This is a genomic window from Saprospira sp. CCB-QB6 (assembly GCF_028464065.1).
Lineage (GTDB): Bacteria > Bacteroidota > Bacteroidia > Chitinophagales > Saprospiraceae > Saprospira.
This window is the reverse complement of record NZ_CP116808.1, coordinates 3,875,060-3,889,938: the sequence shown is the minus strand read 5'-3', so window position 1 is coordinate 3,889,938 and position 14,879 is coordinate 3,875,060. Positions and strand designations below refer to the sequence as shown.

Below are 14,879 nucleotides of genomic sequence, written 5' to 3'. Positions count from 1 at the left end.
TCTCAATTTAGAGGGTCCAACGCACAGGTAAATCCTCCGCCCAATCAGCATATAAGTTTTTAAGGTCCAAAATAGGCGCCCCCTCTTTGCTAATAGAACGGAAATAAGCCGCATCTAGCTGCTTGTATTCCTCATGAGCCACCGCTACAATGACCACATCATAGCCAGTCCCCACTTCTTCCACCAATTCAATCCCATATTCATGGGCCACCTCATCAGCTGCCGCATAAGGATCAACCACCTCTACTTGCAAAGCATAGTCTTTTAGGGCCTGTATCAAATCCGCCACTTTTGAGTTGCGAATATCTGCCACATTTTCCTTAAACGTAATTCCCTTGACCAATACTTTGGCCGACTTTGGATGCGTATCGGTCTGCAAAATAAATTGCAAAGCCTTTTTGGCCACATACTCAGCCATATTATCATTGATGCGACGGCCACTCAAAATCACCTGCGGATTATAATTGAGCTGCTGCGCTTTATAGGTCAAATAATAAGGATCTACCCCAATGCAATGCCCACCAACTAAGCCTGGATAAAACTTGAGGAAGTTCCATTTGGTCCCCGCAGCTTTCAATACCTCATAGGTATTGATGTCCAACTTATCAAAAATGATTGATAACTCATTCATCAAAGCAATATTGAGGTCGCGCTGGGTATTTTCAATTACTTTGGCGGCCTCCGCTACCTTAATGCTGCTGGCCCGATGCACACCCGCCTCGATAATCAGCTCATAAGTTTGGGCAATATTTTCTAGGGCCTCTTCATCATTGCCCGATACCACTTTGATAATTTTCTCAATGGTGCGCTCCTTATCTCCGGGGTTAATTCGCTCTGGCGAATACCCAATTTTAAAATCTACGCCTGCTTTCAGGCCCGATTCTGTTTCTAGAATAGGAACACAATCTTCTTCTGTGCAGCCGGGATAAACCGTAGACTCAAAAACGACATAATCGCCTTTTTTTAAGACTTGGCCCACCGTTTTGGAGGCCGAGAGCAAAGGATGAAGATTGGGACTACGATGGCTGTCAATAGGAGTAGGCACGGCCACCACATAAAAATGGGCTTGACGCAAATCTTCTAGCTCATGGCTAAATATAATATCTGCGCCCTCAAAAGCTTGGGCATCCAATTCTTTGGAGGGGTCCTGCTGCTGCTGCATTTGGGCCACTCTATCGGCATTGATGTCAAAACCAATAACCGATAATTTTTTGGCAAAGGCTAGGGCAATGGGCAAACCCACATAACCTAAACCAATAACTGCTAATTTCTTTTCTTGGGCAATAAGTGCTTGGTACATTTGCTTCTTTTTATGAACTCATGAAGAAAGGGCTGCTGCTTCAGATTTTGGGCCAAAAATGACTTGAGCGGGCAGGCGGCTTTGCCGCCTGTGCTCCAGGCCTTGGCCTGCGCTTTTGGCCTAGCGATGTGAAGGGGTGGCCGAAGGCCAGACCGAGGCGGCAAAGCCGCCGAAGGGCCGAGCAGAGCTGCGAGCCCCGCAACGTAGCGCCGACGAGCGCAGCGAGGCGGAGGCCCCAAAATTACTGCATTAAACTTGGTCGTTCACTAATTTCGTGATAACGGATAACATCTTTTGCGTAATAGTGAAAAACCATGCTTTTGCGACTTAGTTCGGCGGAGGCAATCGGGCTGCCCCCATGCAATAAATTGGCGTGCCAGATCAGGATGTCCCCCTTTTTGGCCTCAAAATATTCTTTTTTCAGTTGTTTTGCTGTGATTTGGGCCTCAATTTTATCTTCATAGGCTTTGTAGGCATTTTTGCCTAGACGAAAAGCGCTGCCGCCATGCTCAAAATCGAGTTTGGAAACAAAAGGTAATTTGTGGCTGCCAGGGTAGAAAAACAAGGCTCCTTGCGGAATTTTAATATCTTCTAGGGCCACCCAAACGGCAATCAAATGATGCAGCGGATGGGTAGTCATGTGAATCAGATCGGAATGTGCCCGCTGTTCGCTGCCCTGCAAAAAGTTGATCGATTGAAAGAGCTCTACGGGCCGGCCCAGCAAAAAAGAAAGCAGGCGAATGAGCTCTGGTTTTTGGCCCAAGCTGGCAATTAAAGGCGATTTTTTCCAGACAAACATCAATTTATTGCCATAGCGAAAAGCAATTTTTTTCTGGGCCAACAATTGGTCAATTTCCTGATTGACGGACTCAGCTTCTTGGGCAAAGTAGCCTGGAATAATGGCATAGCCCTTTTCGGACCAAGGGCGAATATGTTCTTGAATAACTGGCGAAAAAGCCTGAAAACCGGCATTTTCATCTGCCTCTTGGGCCAAAGAATAGCGATCCCAGAAAGGTAAATCGTCCTGTGGCAAATCCTTAAAATCGGCATAAGAAATAGGCGCATGCACAGCCTTTTTGATGCCATATTTTTTGTATAGAGGGGCGAGATAATTGAGTTTGGAGCGATGAAGCATATTGCTCAACTGATAGCTCAGTTTGAAAGAGCGCAAAAAGCTATTGAGAGACATCTTTAAGGGATTTTTGAAGCTGGCGGTTGCGGAGGTCAAAATTGACAAAAATAGCCATAGCAAAAAAGAAAAAGCTCCCCACCTTATCCGTTTCAATCAAGTCATTCATCAGCAAAAAGGCCGAGATGATAATGAGCATCATCATCAGGCCCATTGTCGCTCGCTTTTGGCGAACATCTTGACTTTGGTGGTAGACTCTTTCGCCTAAGATAAGGCCGTAAAAGAGAAAAAAGATGAAAAACAGCATGCCCAAATAGCCCTGTTCTACCAACAACATCAAAAAGTAGTTGTGAATCCCAGAACGTTCGGGATTATCAGATACATAAGTCTGAAAACGATTGAGACTATATTGCTTATAATAGGTATAAAAAGTTCCAGGGCCAAAACCGACCCAAGGGGCTTCCGTTGACATTCGCGCACCAGCGACCCAACGATAATAGCGCTCCGAAGTCGATACATCTTCTAGTTTGTAGGTAGCGGCTACAATATCGCCAAACTCTTCATGCGAGATAGTCCGCTCGGAAGGCGCTAAATCCATAAAATTATTATCCTTAACCAGATAACCAAAAGCTAAAATAACGACTAAACTAGCGCCTAAAAGCGCCCAGCGCATCAATTTTAGTTGGATCACAAAATAGGCGGCTACAGCCAAGACTAAAGAGACATAAGCAGCACGGGTATAGGCTGTCATCATGCCAAAAAAGAAAAGGAAAAAGCTAGCGCCAATAAATAGCTGCCCCCAAGACCACTTTTTAAGATTTCGTCCAAAAAAGTAGAGGATGGGCAAAAAGAAAGTCAAAACCGCTGCATAATTCACATGATTTCGAAAAAAGGGGCTGGTCGCTTGATTAATTTCCTTAAAGCCAAAATTGAGTACGGCATGATGTGCCACCACCTTAAAACTAGCCAAAGCCAAGGGGATAATTACCCACCACCACAAATGATGCAGCTGCTTTTCTTTACGAATCAAATGTCCTGTCATAAAATAAAAACAGCCAATATACCAGAGCTTGGCCAAAGTAAACTTTAGCGAAATTGTAAAACTATCCGAAAGCACACAACTAAAGGCCGTCCAAGCAAAATGCAAGACTAAAAGCAAACTCAAAGGATGAAGCCAGAAAGCTCCCGAAATCGTTTTGGGTTTGGTCAAAACCAACAAAATATAAAGTAACAACACCCCAATAATCAGGGGCTCTGTCGGCAGGTCGGTGGCCAAACTGTCATTAAAAAACACCTCGGTAGACAATGGCAAGGTCGTAAAAAGTAAATAGTAAACCACCCGATAATCTACCAAAGCCTGATAGGCCAATAAAACCCCAAAAGGCAAGGCCAAAAAGACCAGCTCCTCTAAAAGAATACTGGCCAAAATAGAGAGTAGACTCAACGCCACCAAAGCCCAAAAAAGCTGCTGCTTAATGGGCTCTAAACGTGGATGAATCGTAAAATCTAAGCTAAATTTAGGCATCGAGCACTTCTTTCCAATCAATTTTTCGATTGAGTTCTAAAACCAAAACAGCCATGACCCCAAGAATCAAAGCCAATACACCCGCCCCCAAAACAAATAAAGAGCGACGAGGGTAAGACTTGATTTTAGGCACCTCAACTTCTTCCAATACAATAATTGAACTCGCCTGGCTAGCCGCCTGAGCCTTAAATTTGGCATATTCCGAACGAATTTCGCCAATGTCATCCGTCAAGTTTTCTATCTCGTTTTCATAGGCCAATATTCGCTCCCGCCCCGCATTGTAAGCTTTCAAATTGATGGCCGAACGAGCCGAGTCCGATTCTTCATTCAACTGCTTGAGCTGCTCTCGATAACCCGCAATTTGAGCAGAAATTACCGCCACAGAATCCCGACGTCCCGCTGCTTTAAAAGCAGCCAGTTTTGCCTGTCCTTCCGCCATCTTTGCCGCTGTTCGCACCAAAGTATTGGCCAATAACTCTCCCTGCTCCTTAACATCATAAATCTTATATCTCGCCCGCAAAATATACAAGCTATCAGAAATCCGACGCAATTCTTCCCGCTTATCCGTCAACGCCTGCTCATAAGTCCCCAACAATTGTTGCTTACTCGGCCCCGTTGCCAGCTTATGAATATGCTCCAATCGAGCCAAAACCGCCCGAAGCATCTCTGCCGCCTTTTCTGCAGACTGATCCTCTAAACTCAACTCTATGCCCGAAAATTCATTCTTTTTCACCTGATATAACTTCCGAAAACGCTTGGCCACCTTGTACTCCCCCTTGGGCGTGCTAACATCAATGTCATAACGCTCTGCCAACTTGAAACTGTCTATCATAAAAGCAACTAAAGGCGAAGAATTAGCAAAAATAATCGACCGATCTACCGCATCCTCGTCTCCATACAAACTATTGTTTTTGGTCTGAGAACCAAACAAATCTTTCTCCTCATTCGCCGGCATAATGGTCACCTGCGCCTTATAATAATTCGGAATCATCAAACTCACTACAGCCGTCAAGACCATAGCCGAAACCACAAAAATAATTAGGCCTTTTTTCCAACGCCAAATACTGCCAATCACCTCCAAAAGGCTAAACGATAACTCATTGTTTGTGGCAGCAGCCACCTTTTTTTCTTCCATCATGGATGTTTCTTCTAGTTTTTATTCACTCCAAGTTCGCAAAGCTAATAAAGAAGTTCTTTAAATACTACTGTCTATAAATTTAGTCCCATTTTATCCATATTTTTTTAGGGCTGCCCCGCCCTGCGGGCGGGTCGGGCTGTGCCGCAGCTCGCTATTCTGCTCGGCCCTTCGTTTTTTCGCTACGCTCAAAAAACTCGGTCTGGCCTACGGCCACCCCTTCACATCGCTAGGCCGAGGCGCTACGCGCCTTTGCGGCGGCTTTACCGCCTTTCTAACTGGACAAAGGAAATATTCCACAAAAAACTTTTTCTACCTAAAGTTTTTTTCTAACTTATCTTTCTTGTCTGTTCGCTTTAAAAGCCAACAGCCAGGACCATCAAAAATCGCTAACAACGAACTAAAATAAAATTGAAATGAACAAAATACGCTTAGCCATCAATGGCTTTGGCCGCATCGGCCGCTTGGCCTGCCGCCGCCTACTACAAATGCCTGAAATCCAAATCGTAGCCATCAACGACCTAGCCCCCGCCGCTAGCCTAGCTCACCTTTTTAAATATGATTCTAGCCAAGGGACGTATGAAGCTAGTGTTCAGTTGGAAGACGACCATCTCCTCCTCGATGGCCAAAAAATCCAAATTTTAGCCGAGCGCGACCCTAAAGCCCTTCCCTGGAAAGAACTAGAAGTTGATCTAGTCCTCGAATGTACCGGAATTTTTAGAACTCGCGAAAAAGCACTCCAACATATACAAGCTGGTGCCAAAAAGGTCCTCCTCTCTGCTCCCGCAAAAAGTGAAGGCATCCCCACAATCGTGCAAGGCATCAACCAAAATGAAATCATCAACAACCAATTGGTTTACTCTAATGCCTCTTGTACCACCAACTGCTTGGCCCCCATCCTCAAAATTTTTAACGATAGCTGGGGAATTGAACACGCCATGATGGAAACGGTCCACGCCTACACCGCAGACCAAAATCTGCAAGATGCACCACATTCAGACCTCCGCCGTGCCCGTGCCGCCGCCCTCAATATTGTGCCCACTAGCACCGGAGCCGCTACAGCGGTCCAATTGGTTCTCCCCGAACTAAAAGGGAAAATTTCTGCCGCCGCTATGCGCGTGCCCGTCCCCACCGGCTCTCTAATTGACCTAACCATTTTGCCCAGCCATAGCGCTAGCATCGAGGAAATCAATGCGGTCTATAAAGCAGCCGCCCAAGGCGATTTTAAAGGAATTTTAGCCTATAACGAAGCCCCTTTGGTCTCTTCCGATATTGTTGGCAATCCACATTCTTGCATCTTTGATGCTCCACTCACTAGCCAACAAGGCCCTTTGGTCCGCCTAGTCGCTTGGTACGATAATGAATCGGGCTACGCCAACCGATTGGCAGAAACCGCCCTCTTTTTAGCCAAAAAGTCTTAATATTGCGGCAGCCCTTAGGGCTGCCTTTTTTTTGAGCGCACTTAAGCCGCTTTCGTGTTTAATGTACTCTTTAACCAAAACCTTTTTGCTTTGAAGCTTAGCGATCTTTCTTTATCCGATAAACGCATTTTAGTTCGCCTAGACCTTAATTGTCCCTTAGATGGCGAGCAAAACATTACCGACGACTCTAGAATTAGAGCGGCCTTGCCCACAATCAAATACTTGATGAAAGAAGGCGGTCGACTCATCCTTTGCTCACATTTGGGCCGACCACAAAAAAAGCTCTTGCCCAATGGCGATATCGATCGACAACGTTTTTCTTTGGCCCCCATCGCCCAACGTCTATCAGAACTTTTGGACCAAGATGTTTTTTTCCAACAGGATTGTATCGGTCCAGAGGTGCAAGCCGCTGCCGCCAATTTGCAAAATGGCCAAATTCTACTCCTAGAAAATACTCGCTTCTATAAAGAAGAGAAAAAAGGAGATAAAACCTTTGCAGCAGAATTAGCCGCCCTAGCCGATATTTATGTCAATGACGCCTTTGGCGCAGCCCATCGCGCACATGCCTCTACCGCTGTTGTGGCCGATTTCTTTTTGCCCGAAGCCAAAGCCATCGGCTTTTTAATGCAAAAAGAAATTGAGCAAGCAAATAAATTATTGAAGGAGCCCAAACGCCCTTATTTGGCCATCGTTGGAGGAGCCAAAGTTTCTGATAAAATTTTGCTGCTCGAAAAGTTAATGGAGAAAGTAGATGTTCTCCTTATTGGTGGCGGAATGGCCTATACCCTACTCAAAGCCCAAGGCGCAGAAATTGGCGCTTCACTGGTCGAAGAAGATAAACTAGATGTGGCCAAAAACTTTTTAGAAAAAGCCGCCCAAAAAGGCGTTAAAGTACTTTTGCCCGAAGATTCTTATATCGCCAACGAATTTTCAGCTACTGCAGAAAAAAAATTGGCTGACAACCAAAATATTCCCGCCGGCTGGATGGGCTTAGATATTGGACCAAAGGCTCAGGCGGCCTTTATCTCCGAAATTAAACAAGCCGCCTCCATTTTGTGGAATGGCCCCATGGGCGTTTTTGAATTTTCAGCCTTTGCCGAAGGAACAGAAAATGTAGGTCAAGCCTTAGTAGAAGCTACAGCCCAAGGCGCATTTTCTTTGGTGGGTGGTGGCGACTCTGTTGCGGCCCTCAAAAAACTGGGCAAAGCCGAAGCCGTTAGCCATTTATCTACTGGAGGCGGAGCTACCCTAGAATACTTACAGGGGAATGAATTGCCTGGCCTCAAAGCCATTGAGCAATAAAATAATTAGGTCCAACACAACTTAGGCGCAAAGGGAAATTTTCCTTTGTGCCTTTTTTATCTTTCTATTTTTTGGGGCCTGCCGCCTGCGGCGGCCGGGCCCTTTCAGGGCTCGCAGGTCTGCTCGGCCCTGCGGGCTTCGCCCTGGGTCTGCCGCTGCGCGGCCCCCTTGCAGGCCCCTAGGCCGAATGGAAGTTCTGCGCTTCGGCCATTCTTTGATAAAAATTTTAGGCTAGTCAAGGCATTTTTTAAAGGCATAGCCCTAGCTATGGGGGAGAAAAATAACGCAGAATAGCAAGAAATTAAAGCAAAGGATAGAAGTGGCAGGGCATTCATTTGGCCTTTGCCTGCGGCGGCTTCGCCGCCTGTAGGATGGATGTATATCCCAGTGGGTTGAAACCCACAGCAACAAAAGAGGCCATACCAAACACAACTTATTTATGAGCCGAAGGTTAAAACCATCGGCCCATAATGAGTTGTAATAAACAGCAAACAAGGGCTTCAGCCCATGGCCCAAAACTGACTAACCGCCGAAGAAAAAAGCCCAGAGAAAAAACTAAAGCTGTGCAGCCTAGCGATGTGAAGGGGTGGCCGAAGGCCAGACCGAGTTTTTGAGCGTAGCGAAAAAACGAAGGGCCGAGCAGACCTGCGAGCCCTGAAACGTAGCGGCCGCCGCAGGCGGCAGGCCCCAAAAAATACTTTTATGCTAAACCAATAACCACAAAATAAGGCTTTCTACAGCAACTTAATCTCTCTAATATCCGCTTCGCTTAAATCTAAAAGCAAGATGGCGCACCAACATGAATCAGGGTCTGTTCCAAGATAAATACTTTCACTTATTCGGTAATACTTAATTGGCCCCCTACTTTCTCCAATCGTTATAAGCATAGCCGTTTCGTTCATAAAAGCAGTCATCATCCAATGCCTCCGCAGATGCAGGTCGTCGCCTGTGTCTATTCCTAGAGAACAGCTATAAAACTCATCACTCAACTCTAAACGATTAAATTCATCATCCTCTAGTTTTTTTATTTTTTCATTATTTAATGAGATAAGTTCAATTTCAGACAGAATTTCACTACAAGGGTCAAAAGCGGATTGAATGAATATTGGACCATTGATTTTACTATAATTACCAATAAATATCGAATCTCCTATGCGGCGGTTTTTTAGACGAATAATAAAAGGAAGATAATAATCGTAGTAATCTACTATATATTCCAAGGGCTTATCAATAGGTTTAAAATTTAGTTTTATCATAGCCAAAATTGTACTGTTAAATATATCTAGCCCCTAACTAAAAATAGGCGCTAGCTGTTCCCCCATTTTTAAGATTAGATTTATGAATGGCCAAGCTGCATATAAATTTGAACGCCCAAGATCAGCAAAAGAAGCAAAAAGCAACAAATGCTCAATATTTCTATTCTTTTGACTTTTTGCCTCCAATAAACGAGCTGTTTAGCTTGCTGCTCTTCTTCTGCCAACTTGTTTAGATACCATTTTTCAAAACCAGCTTGTTGATGCACAAGCGCAGCTTCTATTGTGGAGATATAATAGGTTTTCTCTTCTACCACTTTTGCTACTAATCCCTGTCTAATCAAATAATTGAGCTGTCGTTCTATTTCTATAAGTTTCTGAGGATTAGCTTCTTTTGTTTCCTGCCAAGCTTGGTAAGGTGCTAAGTTAACCAATTTAGCAATCTCTTGAATAGTTAGTCCCCAAGCCGTTGTAGACGCAATTAGATAGAGCAGTCGATCTAGTTGAAGCAGTTCTTTTTTGTTCAGTTGAAGCATAAGTCAAGCCTTTAATTCAATCAAGAGAGGAACATTATTGTAGGGAATCGTCAGCTCTTCTTTGAGCAGATAAAAAACTTCCCTCCAGCTACTAAAATTATTTAATGCCGCTTTGGTCTCTGCAATAGTATAGGCTTTAAGACGAACTGGAATGGCCTTCTGCCAAGAAGCGGAAAAAGAAAGACAACAAGCCTTTTCTTCCGTCAAAATAGGCGCTAAGGCCTCTAAAAAATCAAAAAATGGACAGCTTTCTGTTTTCCCCAAATAGAATCCTAAGAGCTCTTGTACAATTCCCTGAGAAATACCAGCAGCAGAACTAGGCTTCATAAGCACTCCCAAAGCCTGATAGCCATAATGCTTTTGCAAAAGCGCTAAACCATATTCAGAATTTGTGTTCAGCGACCTATAATCCCAGCAAATCTCATAATCCGAGGGTAGAATTTCCTCAACATAAGCTGGCTGATTTGTGCCTATTGCTACAACATCCATAACTTATTCATTATATAGTTGAAAAATAAGCGGATACTCATTACAAGAGATATACATATCCTCTTCCATCTGATAATAAACCTCTGTCCAAACCGTAAAACAATTTAAACGCTCCTTTGCCTCGGAAATACTTGCTCTATGCAAGCGAACTGGAATTCCTTCATCATCCCAATCGATAGAAAAAGACAGGCAACAAGCCTTTTCTTCCGCTAAAATAGGCGCTAAGGCCTCTAAAAAATCAAAGAACGGACAAGTTGCAGTTTCGCCTAGATGAAAAGCTAAAATATCCGCTATAATTCCATGCGAGGCATCTGTCTCCGAGTTGTCGCCCGACTTCATAAGCACTCCCAAAGCCTGATAGCCATAATGCTTTTGCAAAAGCGCTAAACCGCATTCAGAATTTGTGTTTAGCGGCTTATAATCCCAATAAATCTCATAATCCGAGGGTAGAATTCCCTCAACATAAGCTGGCTGATTTGTGCCTATTGCTATAACATCCATCTTAAATTTTCTATTTTTTGAGCAAAGGTTTCCTAATAGGCTCTCTAAACCTTTTCTCTAAATTTAAATTCCTTAGTATGAGCTTTTTTTTGGGGCCTGCCGCCTGCGGCGGCCGGGCCCTTTCAGGGCTCGCAGGTTTGCTCGGCCCTGCGGGCTTCGCCCTGGATCTGCCGCTGCGCGGCCCCCTTGCAGGCCCCTAGGCCAAATAGGAGTTCTGCGCTTTGGCCATACTTTGATAAAAATTTTAGGCTAGTCGAGGCATTTTTTAAAGGCATAGCTGTAGCTATGGCTGAGAAAAATAACGAAGAATAGCAAGAAATTAAAGCAAAGGATAGAAGTGGCAGGGCATTCATTTGGCCTTTGCCTGCGGCGGCTTCGCCGCCTGTAGGATGGATGTATATCCCAGTGGGTTGAAACCCACAGCAACAAAAGCGGCCATACTAAACGCAATAAAAATGAGCCGAAGGTTGAAACCATCGGCCCATAACTAGCAAGACTAATTTCTTGCGTTCAGAAGGAGCGAAGCGACTGGCCTAGCGATGTGCAGGGGTGGCCGTAGGCCAGACCAAGGCGGCGAAGCCGCCGCAGGGCCGAGCAGACCTGCGAGCCCTGAAAGGGCCCGGCCGCCGAAGGCGGCAGGCCCCAAAAACGGATGAATGCCTATCTCCCTTTATTAAAAAAGGATAATAACCAATTTTTACAAGATTTTTTTTCCGCAGGTGCTTCAATTTGCCTTAAACTCCAAAGGTTAATATCTTGATTATTTATCTTTACTACATATTCTCTGTAATGAGGTAAATTTGGGACCCCTTTTTGCGCAAATCGTAATGATGCTTTTTCCAATTCTTTTGCAGCCTCAATATTATCTATTCCACTTTTTTCTGTCTTTAACATATAAATCAAAGATAAAAAACCATCATCAAGATGGTGGAATACATATTCCATATTCTTATCTATACACTCTAACTCTAAATAGAAATTTAATAAATCTAAGTTTAGATATTTTCCAAAAAATGAAATTAAATTTATTAACCCATCATAGTTTTTGTCTTCATCAAAATCTATCAAAATTTTTTCTACATCTTCAATTGTAATAGCTTCCCAAAGGAAAGTTAACTGAGAAAATAGCCTCAAATTATATATGTTAGCATTTTGTGCAAAGTTATGCCTAATAATTCTCTCAGCAGGGACTTGCTTCAGAAATTTTCTAATATTCTCTTCATTAAGAATACTCTTTATTTCTTCACCTTTAATTTCAGATCGCTCAAATATTTCATTAAATAGTGTTGTCAGATCCATTTTATTAGTTTTTTGAAATATCTACAACTTTTGTATGATTATCAGGGCCTTGCTGTATAAATCCAACAAATTAAAAACCAGTTAATTACAAAAAACCTTACGGAATTGTAGCCTACCCAAAAAAGCAACCATTAGTTATAGAAAATAATTATCTTAAAGAACAAAAACTAAAAGGATGCGAAAAAGTAAATTCACGGAAAAGCAGAAGTTATCAATTTTAGCTGAGTATGACAGTGGCTTGGGTGTAGCAGATTTGTGCAGAAAGCACCAAATAAGCCCAGCCACTTTCTATAAATGGAAAAGATCCAAAGAGCAAGAAGTTGACGATAAAGAGCGTTTAATCAAGGAATTAGAGGCCCAAAATGCTCGTTTAAAAAAGATGTATGCAGACTTAAGCATGAATTATGAAATTTTAGAAGAGGGCTATGCCATGGCAAAAAAGCAATTAACCCCAAAAGACAAGAAGGAATAATAGACGAGCTGTCAAAGAAGTACAGTGTGCGTCGAATTTGTGTCGTTTTGGGGTTTCGTCGTCAAACATATTATAAACGAAAGTCGGGTCATCGGCCAGAAGCAGTAGATGATCAAATTGCTAAGCTATTGCATGAAGTTACGGAAGAATATTTGGCTTGGGGATTTTGGAAAGTCTTTCATTATATTAGAAATCAAGGCATTACCTTTAATCACAAGAAGGTGTATAGAATTTGGAAGAGAGGAAAATTAAATCTGAGACAGCGGCCAAAGCGTGAGCGTATTCGCAGAAAATTTGAGCCTATCTCTTTGCCTAAGGAGGTAAATAAGGGCTGGTCTATGGATTTTTTGAGCGATTGGGTCGTGGGTTCAGATAAGAAATCTGTTCGAATTATTAACATTATGGATGAGACCTCAAGGCGAGCTTTATGGACAGAGGCCCATCAAAGTATCTCTGCAAAAAAGCTTACTGATGTACTTGATAAAGTACTGGATTACAGAGGAAAACCTGACTATATTCGTTGCGACAATGGGCCAGAATTTATCTCTAAAAAGCTAGCTGCTTGGGCCCAAAAACATGATGTTAAATTGAAGTTTATTCAACCTGGAAAGCCTACTCAAAATGCATTTATTGAGCGATTAAATAAAACTTTGAGAACAGAGTGTTTAAACTTATCTTGGTTCCACTCTTTAGAAGAACTAAATGAGGAAATTCAAAACTGGTTTCAGCACTACAATTTTAATCGTCCTCACCAAAGTCTCGGAAATATTAGCCCATATGACTTTGAAAGGAAGCAGTTATATTTGTAGTATTTTTTGGTTGCACCTTACGGGTAGGCTACAAATGTATTTATGTAAAAAGGGATTGTATAACATATATCTTATTATTGCCTGATTTAAGAACAATTATAGATATATTAAGTGACTACTACAATTCAGAGGAGATATTGAGTGAATCATCAGATCATAAACTCTTTACACTAGCAGCTTTGAAATATGCAGAAAATAAGTTGCCAATGGAATCTAGTATTTCTATAGATAATAACCTTAAGAAATACTTTGATAGGATAACTCTACGATTAGATAATGTAGAAAAGCTGAAAAATAATTTGGGAAGATAGGCGTTCATCCGTATTAGCTCACGTCCATACTTGGCCAGTTTTCCGAGACAAAAATCACAGAGCTGACTGATTTTATTCTGGCTTTTACATTTAATGTTCTTATTGCTGTGTTTTCGGGCATTGTTCCTTTCAGTCGTCAACTGATGTTCAGGGGTGGCCGTAGGCCAGACCAAGCTTTTGAGCAAAGCGAAAAAGCGAAGGGCCGAGCGAACCTATAATACTACTCAATAGCTATTCATATTTGCTTACTTTTTGGATATTACATGGAACATATATTCTGTCTCCAACCTTTAATTCCTCCTTAGCATCCAGAACATTATGTAGACTAAAATCTCTATTTTTCAAGTCGTAATACCGATAATCGGACCCATAATTCATAATGACAAGCAGGGGGGCCCCGATATTATACTTTTTTCCTATTGATTCTAGCGTTTCTCCCTCTTCTACAATATATTCTGTCCAAAAATTATCGCATAAATGTTCTTGATAAAAGTCTTTTCTAAAACGATACAGCTCCTTGATTAACTCAAATTCTTTAAAAGACTTTAGCGCTTCATTAAAAGAGTAGTGATAACTTTTACCTTTTTTATAGCAAAAAATGTCATAGTCATAAAAAGAAGAATAGAATGCTGCAGCGGGACGACCATCCTCCTCTTCAAATTCAGCCATCATCTCTTTAAGATAAGATAGACTTGTATGCTCTTCAAAAAAGGCTTTAAATTTTTTGTAGCGATTTAAAGAAAAACGAGATATAGAATCGCCTTGCATATTGATAAAATAATAGAAGGTGCCTGTATTCTTCCAAAAAAAGCCTTCAGCTACAGAATAAGGTGGATCGCTTAGCGTTCGTACAATTTCAATGGAATCAAATTGTCCATAAAGGCAGCTAGCAGTTGAAAAGACCAAAAACACAGCTGCTATATACGGGTAGAAAAATTTCATCAGTCTTGGCTTATTTGGGACAGCTTTCAAAATTATGTTTAATTCGCGCTATGAATTGGGGATCAAAACTGCGAATAGTGACAAACTCATAAGAAAGGGCAAAAAAATGCCTTACGCCATTCATGGCGAGAACCTTATCTACAGACCCCTCATTTAAGCGATTTAATATCAGAGAGCTAGGCCAAGGTTTGCTAGACTGAAAAACTCTTAATCCATAAATTGGGAGCTTTAAAATTGATTTTAGTCCCTTTAAATTTGTACGTAGGTCGCAACTCAGATAGCGAAACTCTACATCTTCTAAATTCACCCTATTCCCCATCTTTAAGCTGCCCTTTTGCCAATCTTGCCGAGCATAGGGATACAAACGATCTAACATAATGTGATCTAGTGTTTTATCAAAAAGTTCCCATAACTCCTCTTCCGTTCTAAGCACAATTTGTATCTCTTCCATCCTT

At 42.4% G+C, this 14,879-nt stretch carries 15 protein-coding genes; 4 read left to right on the top strand and 11 right to left on the bottom strand.

All coding sequences use genetic code 11. The annotated features are described in order from the left end of the window. Positions 1–7 precede the first annotated feature (7 nt). The 4 genes from PPO43_RS14935 to PPO43_RS14920 form a co-directional block, all read right to left on the bottom strand. Complete coding sequence (locus PPO43_RS14935; protein WP_272619236.1) at positions 8–1,300, bottom strand: nucleotide sugar dehydrogenase; 1,293 nt, start codon at positions 1,298–1,300, stop codon at positions 8–10. A gap of 241 nt (positions 1,301–1,541) precedes the next feature. Next, on the bottom strand, positions 1,542–2,489 hold the full coding sequence (locus PPO43_RS14930; protein WP_272619234.1) for a phytanoyl-CoA dioxygenase family protein: 948 nt from the start codon (positions 2,487–2,489) through the stop codon (positions 1,542–1,544). Further along, positions 2,476–3,954: an O-antigen ligase family protein gene (locus PPO43_RS14925; RefSeq protein ID WP_272619232.1), complete on the bottom strand. Its 1,479-nt coding sequence runs from the start codon at positions 3,952–3,954 to the stop codon at positions 2,476–2,478. Before PPO43_RS14925 ends, PPO43_RS14930 begins: the two co-directional genes overlap by 14 nt. Beyond that, a complete protein-coding gene (locus tag PPO43_RS14920) occupies positions 3,947–5,092 on the bottom strand; it encodes a Wzz/FepE/Etk N-terminal domain-containing protein (protein ID WP_272619230.1) in 1,146 nt (381 codons plus the stop codon). The genes PPO43_RS14925 and PPO43_RS14920 overlap by 8 nt, the downstream gene beginning before the upstream one ends. Before the next feature lie 413 nt (positions 5,093–5,505). Between PPO43_RS14920 and gap the strand changes: the two genes are divergently transcribed. Together gap and PPO43_RS14910 are read left to right on the top strand one after the other, a co-directional pair. After that, positions 5,506–6,510, top strand: coding sequence for a type I glyceraldehyde-3-phosphate dehydrogenase (gene gap, locus PPO43_RS14915; RefSeq protein WP_272619228.1), 1,005 nt, complete (start codon positions 5,506–5,508; stop codon positions 6,508–6,510). A gap of 90 nt (positions 6,511–6,600) precedes the next feature. Beyond that, positions 6,601–7,812, top strand: a complete 1,212-nt coding sequence (locus PPO43_RS14910) for a phosphoglycerate kinase (RefSeq protein ID WP_272619226.1) — start codon at positions 6,601–6,603, stop codon at positions 7,810–7,812. 734 nt (positions 7,813–8,546) lie between these two features. Here the strand turns inward: PPO43_RS14910 and PPO43_RS14905 are convergent. The 5 genes from PPO43_RS14905 to PPO43_RS14885 all read right to left on the bottom strand — a co-directional run bounded on the left by PPO43_RS14905 (position 8,547) and on the right by PPO43_RS14885 (position 11,890). Further along, the gene (locus PPO43_RS14905) at positions 8,547–9,068 is read right to left on the bottom strand and encodes a hypothetical protein (protein WP_272619225.1); all 522 of its coding nucleotides are present in this window, start codon (positions 9,066–9,068) and stop codon (positions 8,547–8,549) included. 80 nt (positions 9,069–9,148) lie between these two features. Beyond that, complete coding sequence (locus tag PPO43_RS14900) at positions 9,149–9,601, bottom strand: hypothetical protein (RefSeq protein WP_272619223.1); 453 nt, start codon at positions 9,599–9,601, stop codon at positions 9,149–9,151. Positions 9,602–9,604: 3 nt separating this feature from the next. Beyond that, the gene (locus PPO43_RS14895) at positions 9,605–10,090 is read right to left on the bottom strand and encodes a hypothetical protein (RefSeq protein WP_272619221.1); all 486 of its coding nucleotides are present in this window, start codon (positions 10,088–10,090) and stop codon (positions 9,605–9,607) included. Between the two features lie 3 nt (positions 10,091–10,093). Beyond that, positions 10,094–10,591 carry a hypothetical protein gene (locus PPO43_RS14890; RefSeq protein WP_272619219.1) on the bottom strand — a complete coding sequence of 166 codons (498 nt, stop codon included), beginning with the start codon at positions 10,589–10,591 and terminating at the stop codon, positions 10,094–10,096. Between the two features lie 660 nt (positions 10,592–11,251). Beyond that, positions 11,252–11,890, bottom strand: coding sequence for a hypothetical protein (locus PPO43_RS14885; RefSeq protein WP_272619217.1), 639 nt, complete (start codon positions 11,888–11,890; stop codon positions 11,252–11,254). 175 nt (positions 11,891–12,065) lie between these two features. On the opposite strand from PPO43_RS14885, the gene PPO43_RS14880 reads away from it, so the two are divergent. After that, positions 12,066–12,362 carry a transposase gene (locus tag PPO43_RS14880; protein ID WP_272619215.1) on the top strand — a complete coding sequence of 99 codons (297 nt, stop codon included), beginning with the start codon at positions 12,066–12,068 and terminating at the stop codon, positions 12,360–12,362. 26 nt (positions 12,363–12,388) lie between these two features. Beyond that, positions 12,389–13,171 carry an IS3 family transposase gene (locus PPO43_RS14875; RefSeq protein ID WP_272619213.1) on the top strand — a complete coding sequence of 261 codons (783 nt, stop codon included), beginning with the start codon at positions 12,389–12,391 and terminating at the stop codon, positions 13,169–13,171. 542 nt (positions 13,172–13,713) lie between these two features. Here PPO43_RS14875 and PPO43_RS14870 read toward each other — a convergent pair. Both PPO43_RS14870 and PPO43_RS14865 read right to left on the bottom strand, forming a co-directional pair. Next, positions 13,714–14,388 (bottom strand): LysM peptidoglycan-binding domain-containing protein, encoded by a 675-nt coding sequence (locus PPO43_RS14870; protein WP_272619211.1) that lies wholly within the window; start codon positions 14,386–14,388, stop codon positions 13,714–13,716. A 46-nt stretch (positions 14,389–14,434) separates the two neighbouring features. Beyond that, the gene (locus PPO43_RS14865; protein WP_272619210.1) at positions 14,435–14,875 is read right to left on the bottom strand and encodes a hypothetical protein; all 441 of its coding nucleotides are present in this window, start codon (positions 14,873–14,875) and stop codon (positions 14,435–14,437) included. Positions 14,876–14,879 lie beyond the last annotated feature (4 nt).

Bases quoted from the DNA above. Each gene is read 5' to 3' on its own strand.
- PPO43_RS14935 (WP_272619236.1), bottom strand. From the start codon at position 1,300: ATGTACCAAGCACTTATTGCCCAAGAAAAGAAATTAGCAGTTATTGGT.
- PPO43_RS14930 (WP_272619234.1), bottom strand. From the start codon at position 2,489: ATGTCTCTCAATAGCTTTTTGCGCTCTTTCAAACTGAGCTATCAGTTG.
- PPO43_RS14925 (WP_272619232.1), bottom strand. From the start codon at position 3,954: ATGCCTAAATTTAGCTTAGATTTTACGATTCATCCACGTTTAGAGCCC.
- PPO43_RS14920 (WP_272619230.1), bottom strand. From the start codon at position 5,092: ATGATGGAAGAAAAAAAGGTGGCTGCTGCCACAAACAATGAGTTATCG.
- gap (WP_272619228.1), top strand. From the start codon at position 5,506: ATGAACAAAATACGCTTAGCCATCAATGGCTTTGGCCGCATCGGCCGC.
- PPO43_RS14905 (WP_272619225.1), bottom strand. From the start codon at position 9,068: ATGATAAAACTAAATTTTAAACCTATTGATAAGCCCTTGGAATATATA.
- PPO43_RS14900 (WP_272619223.1), bottom strand. From the start codon at position 9,601: ATGCTTCAACTGAACAAAAAAGAACTGCTTCAACTAGATCGACTGCTC.
- PPO43_RS14895 (WP_272619221.1), bottom strand. From the start codon at position 10,090: ATGGATGTTGTAGCAATAGGCACAAATCAGCCAGCTTATGTTGAGGAA.
- PPO43_RS14890 (WP_272619219.1), bottom strand. From the start codon at position 10,591: ATGGATGTTATAGCAATAGGCACAAATCAGCCAGCTTATGTTGAGGGA.
- PPO43_RS14885 (WP_272619217.1), bottom strand. From the start codon at position 11,890: ATGGATCTGACAACACTATTTAATGAAATATTTGAGCGATCTGAAATT.
- PPO43_RS14880 (WP_272619215.1), top strand. From the start codon at position 12,066: ATGCGAAAAAGTAAATTCACGGAAAAGCAGAAGTTATCAATTTTAGCT.
- PPO43_RS14865 (WP_272619210.1), bottom strand. From the start codon at position 14,875: ATGGAAGAGATACAAATTGTGCTTAGAACGGAAGAGGAGTTATGGGAA.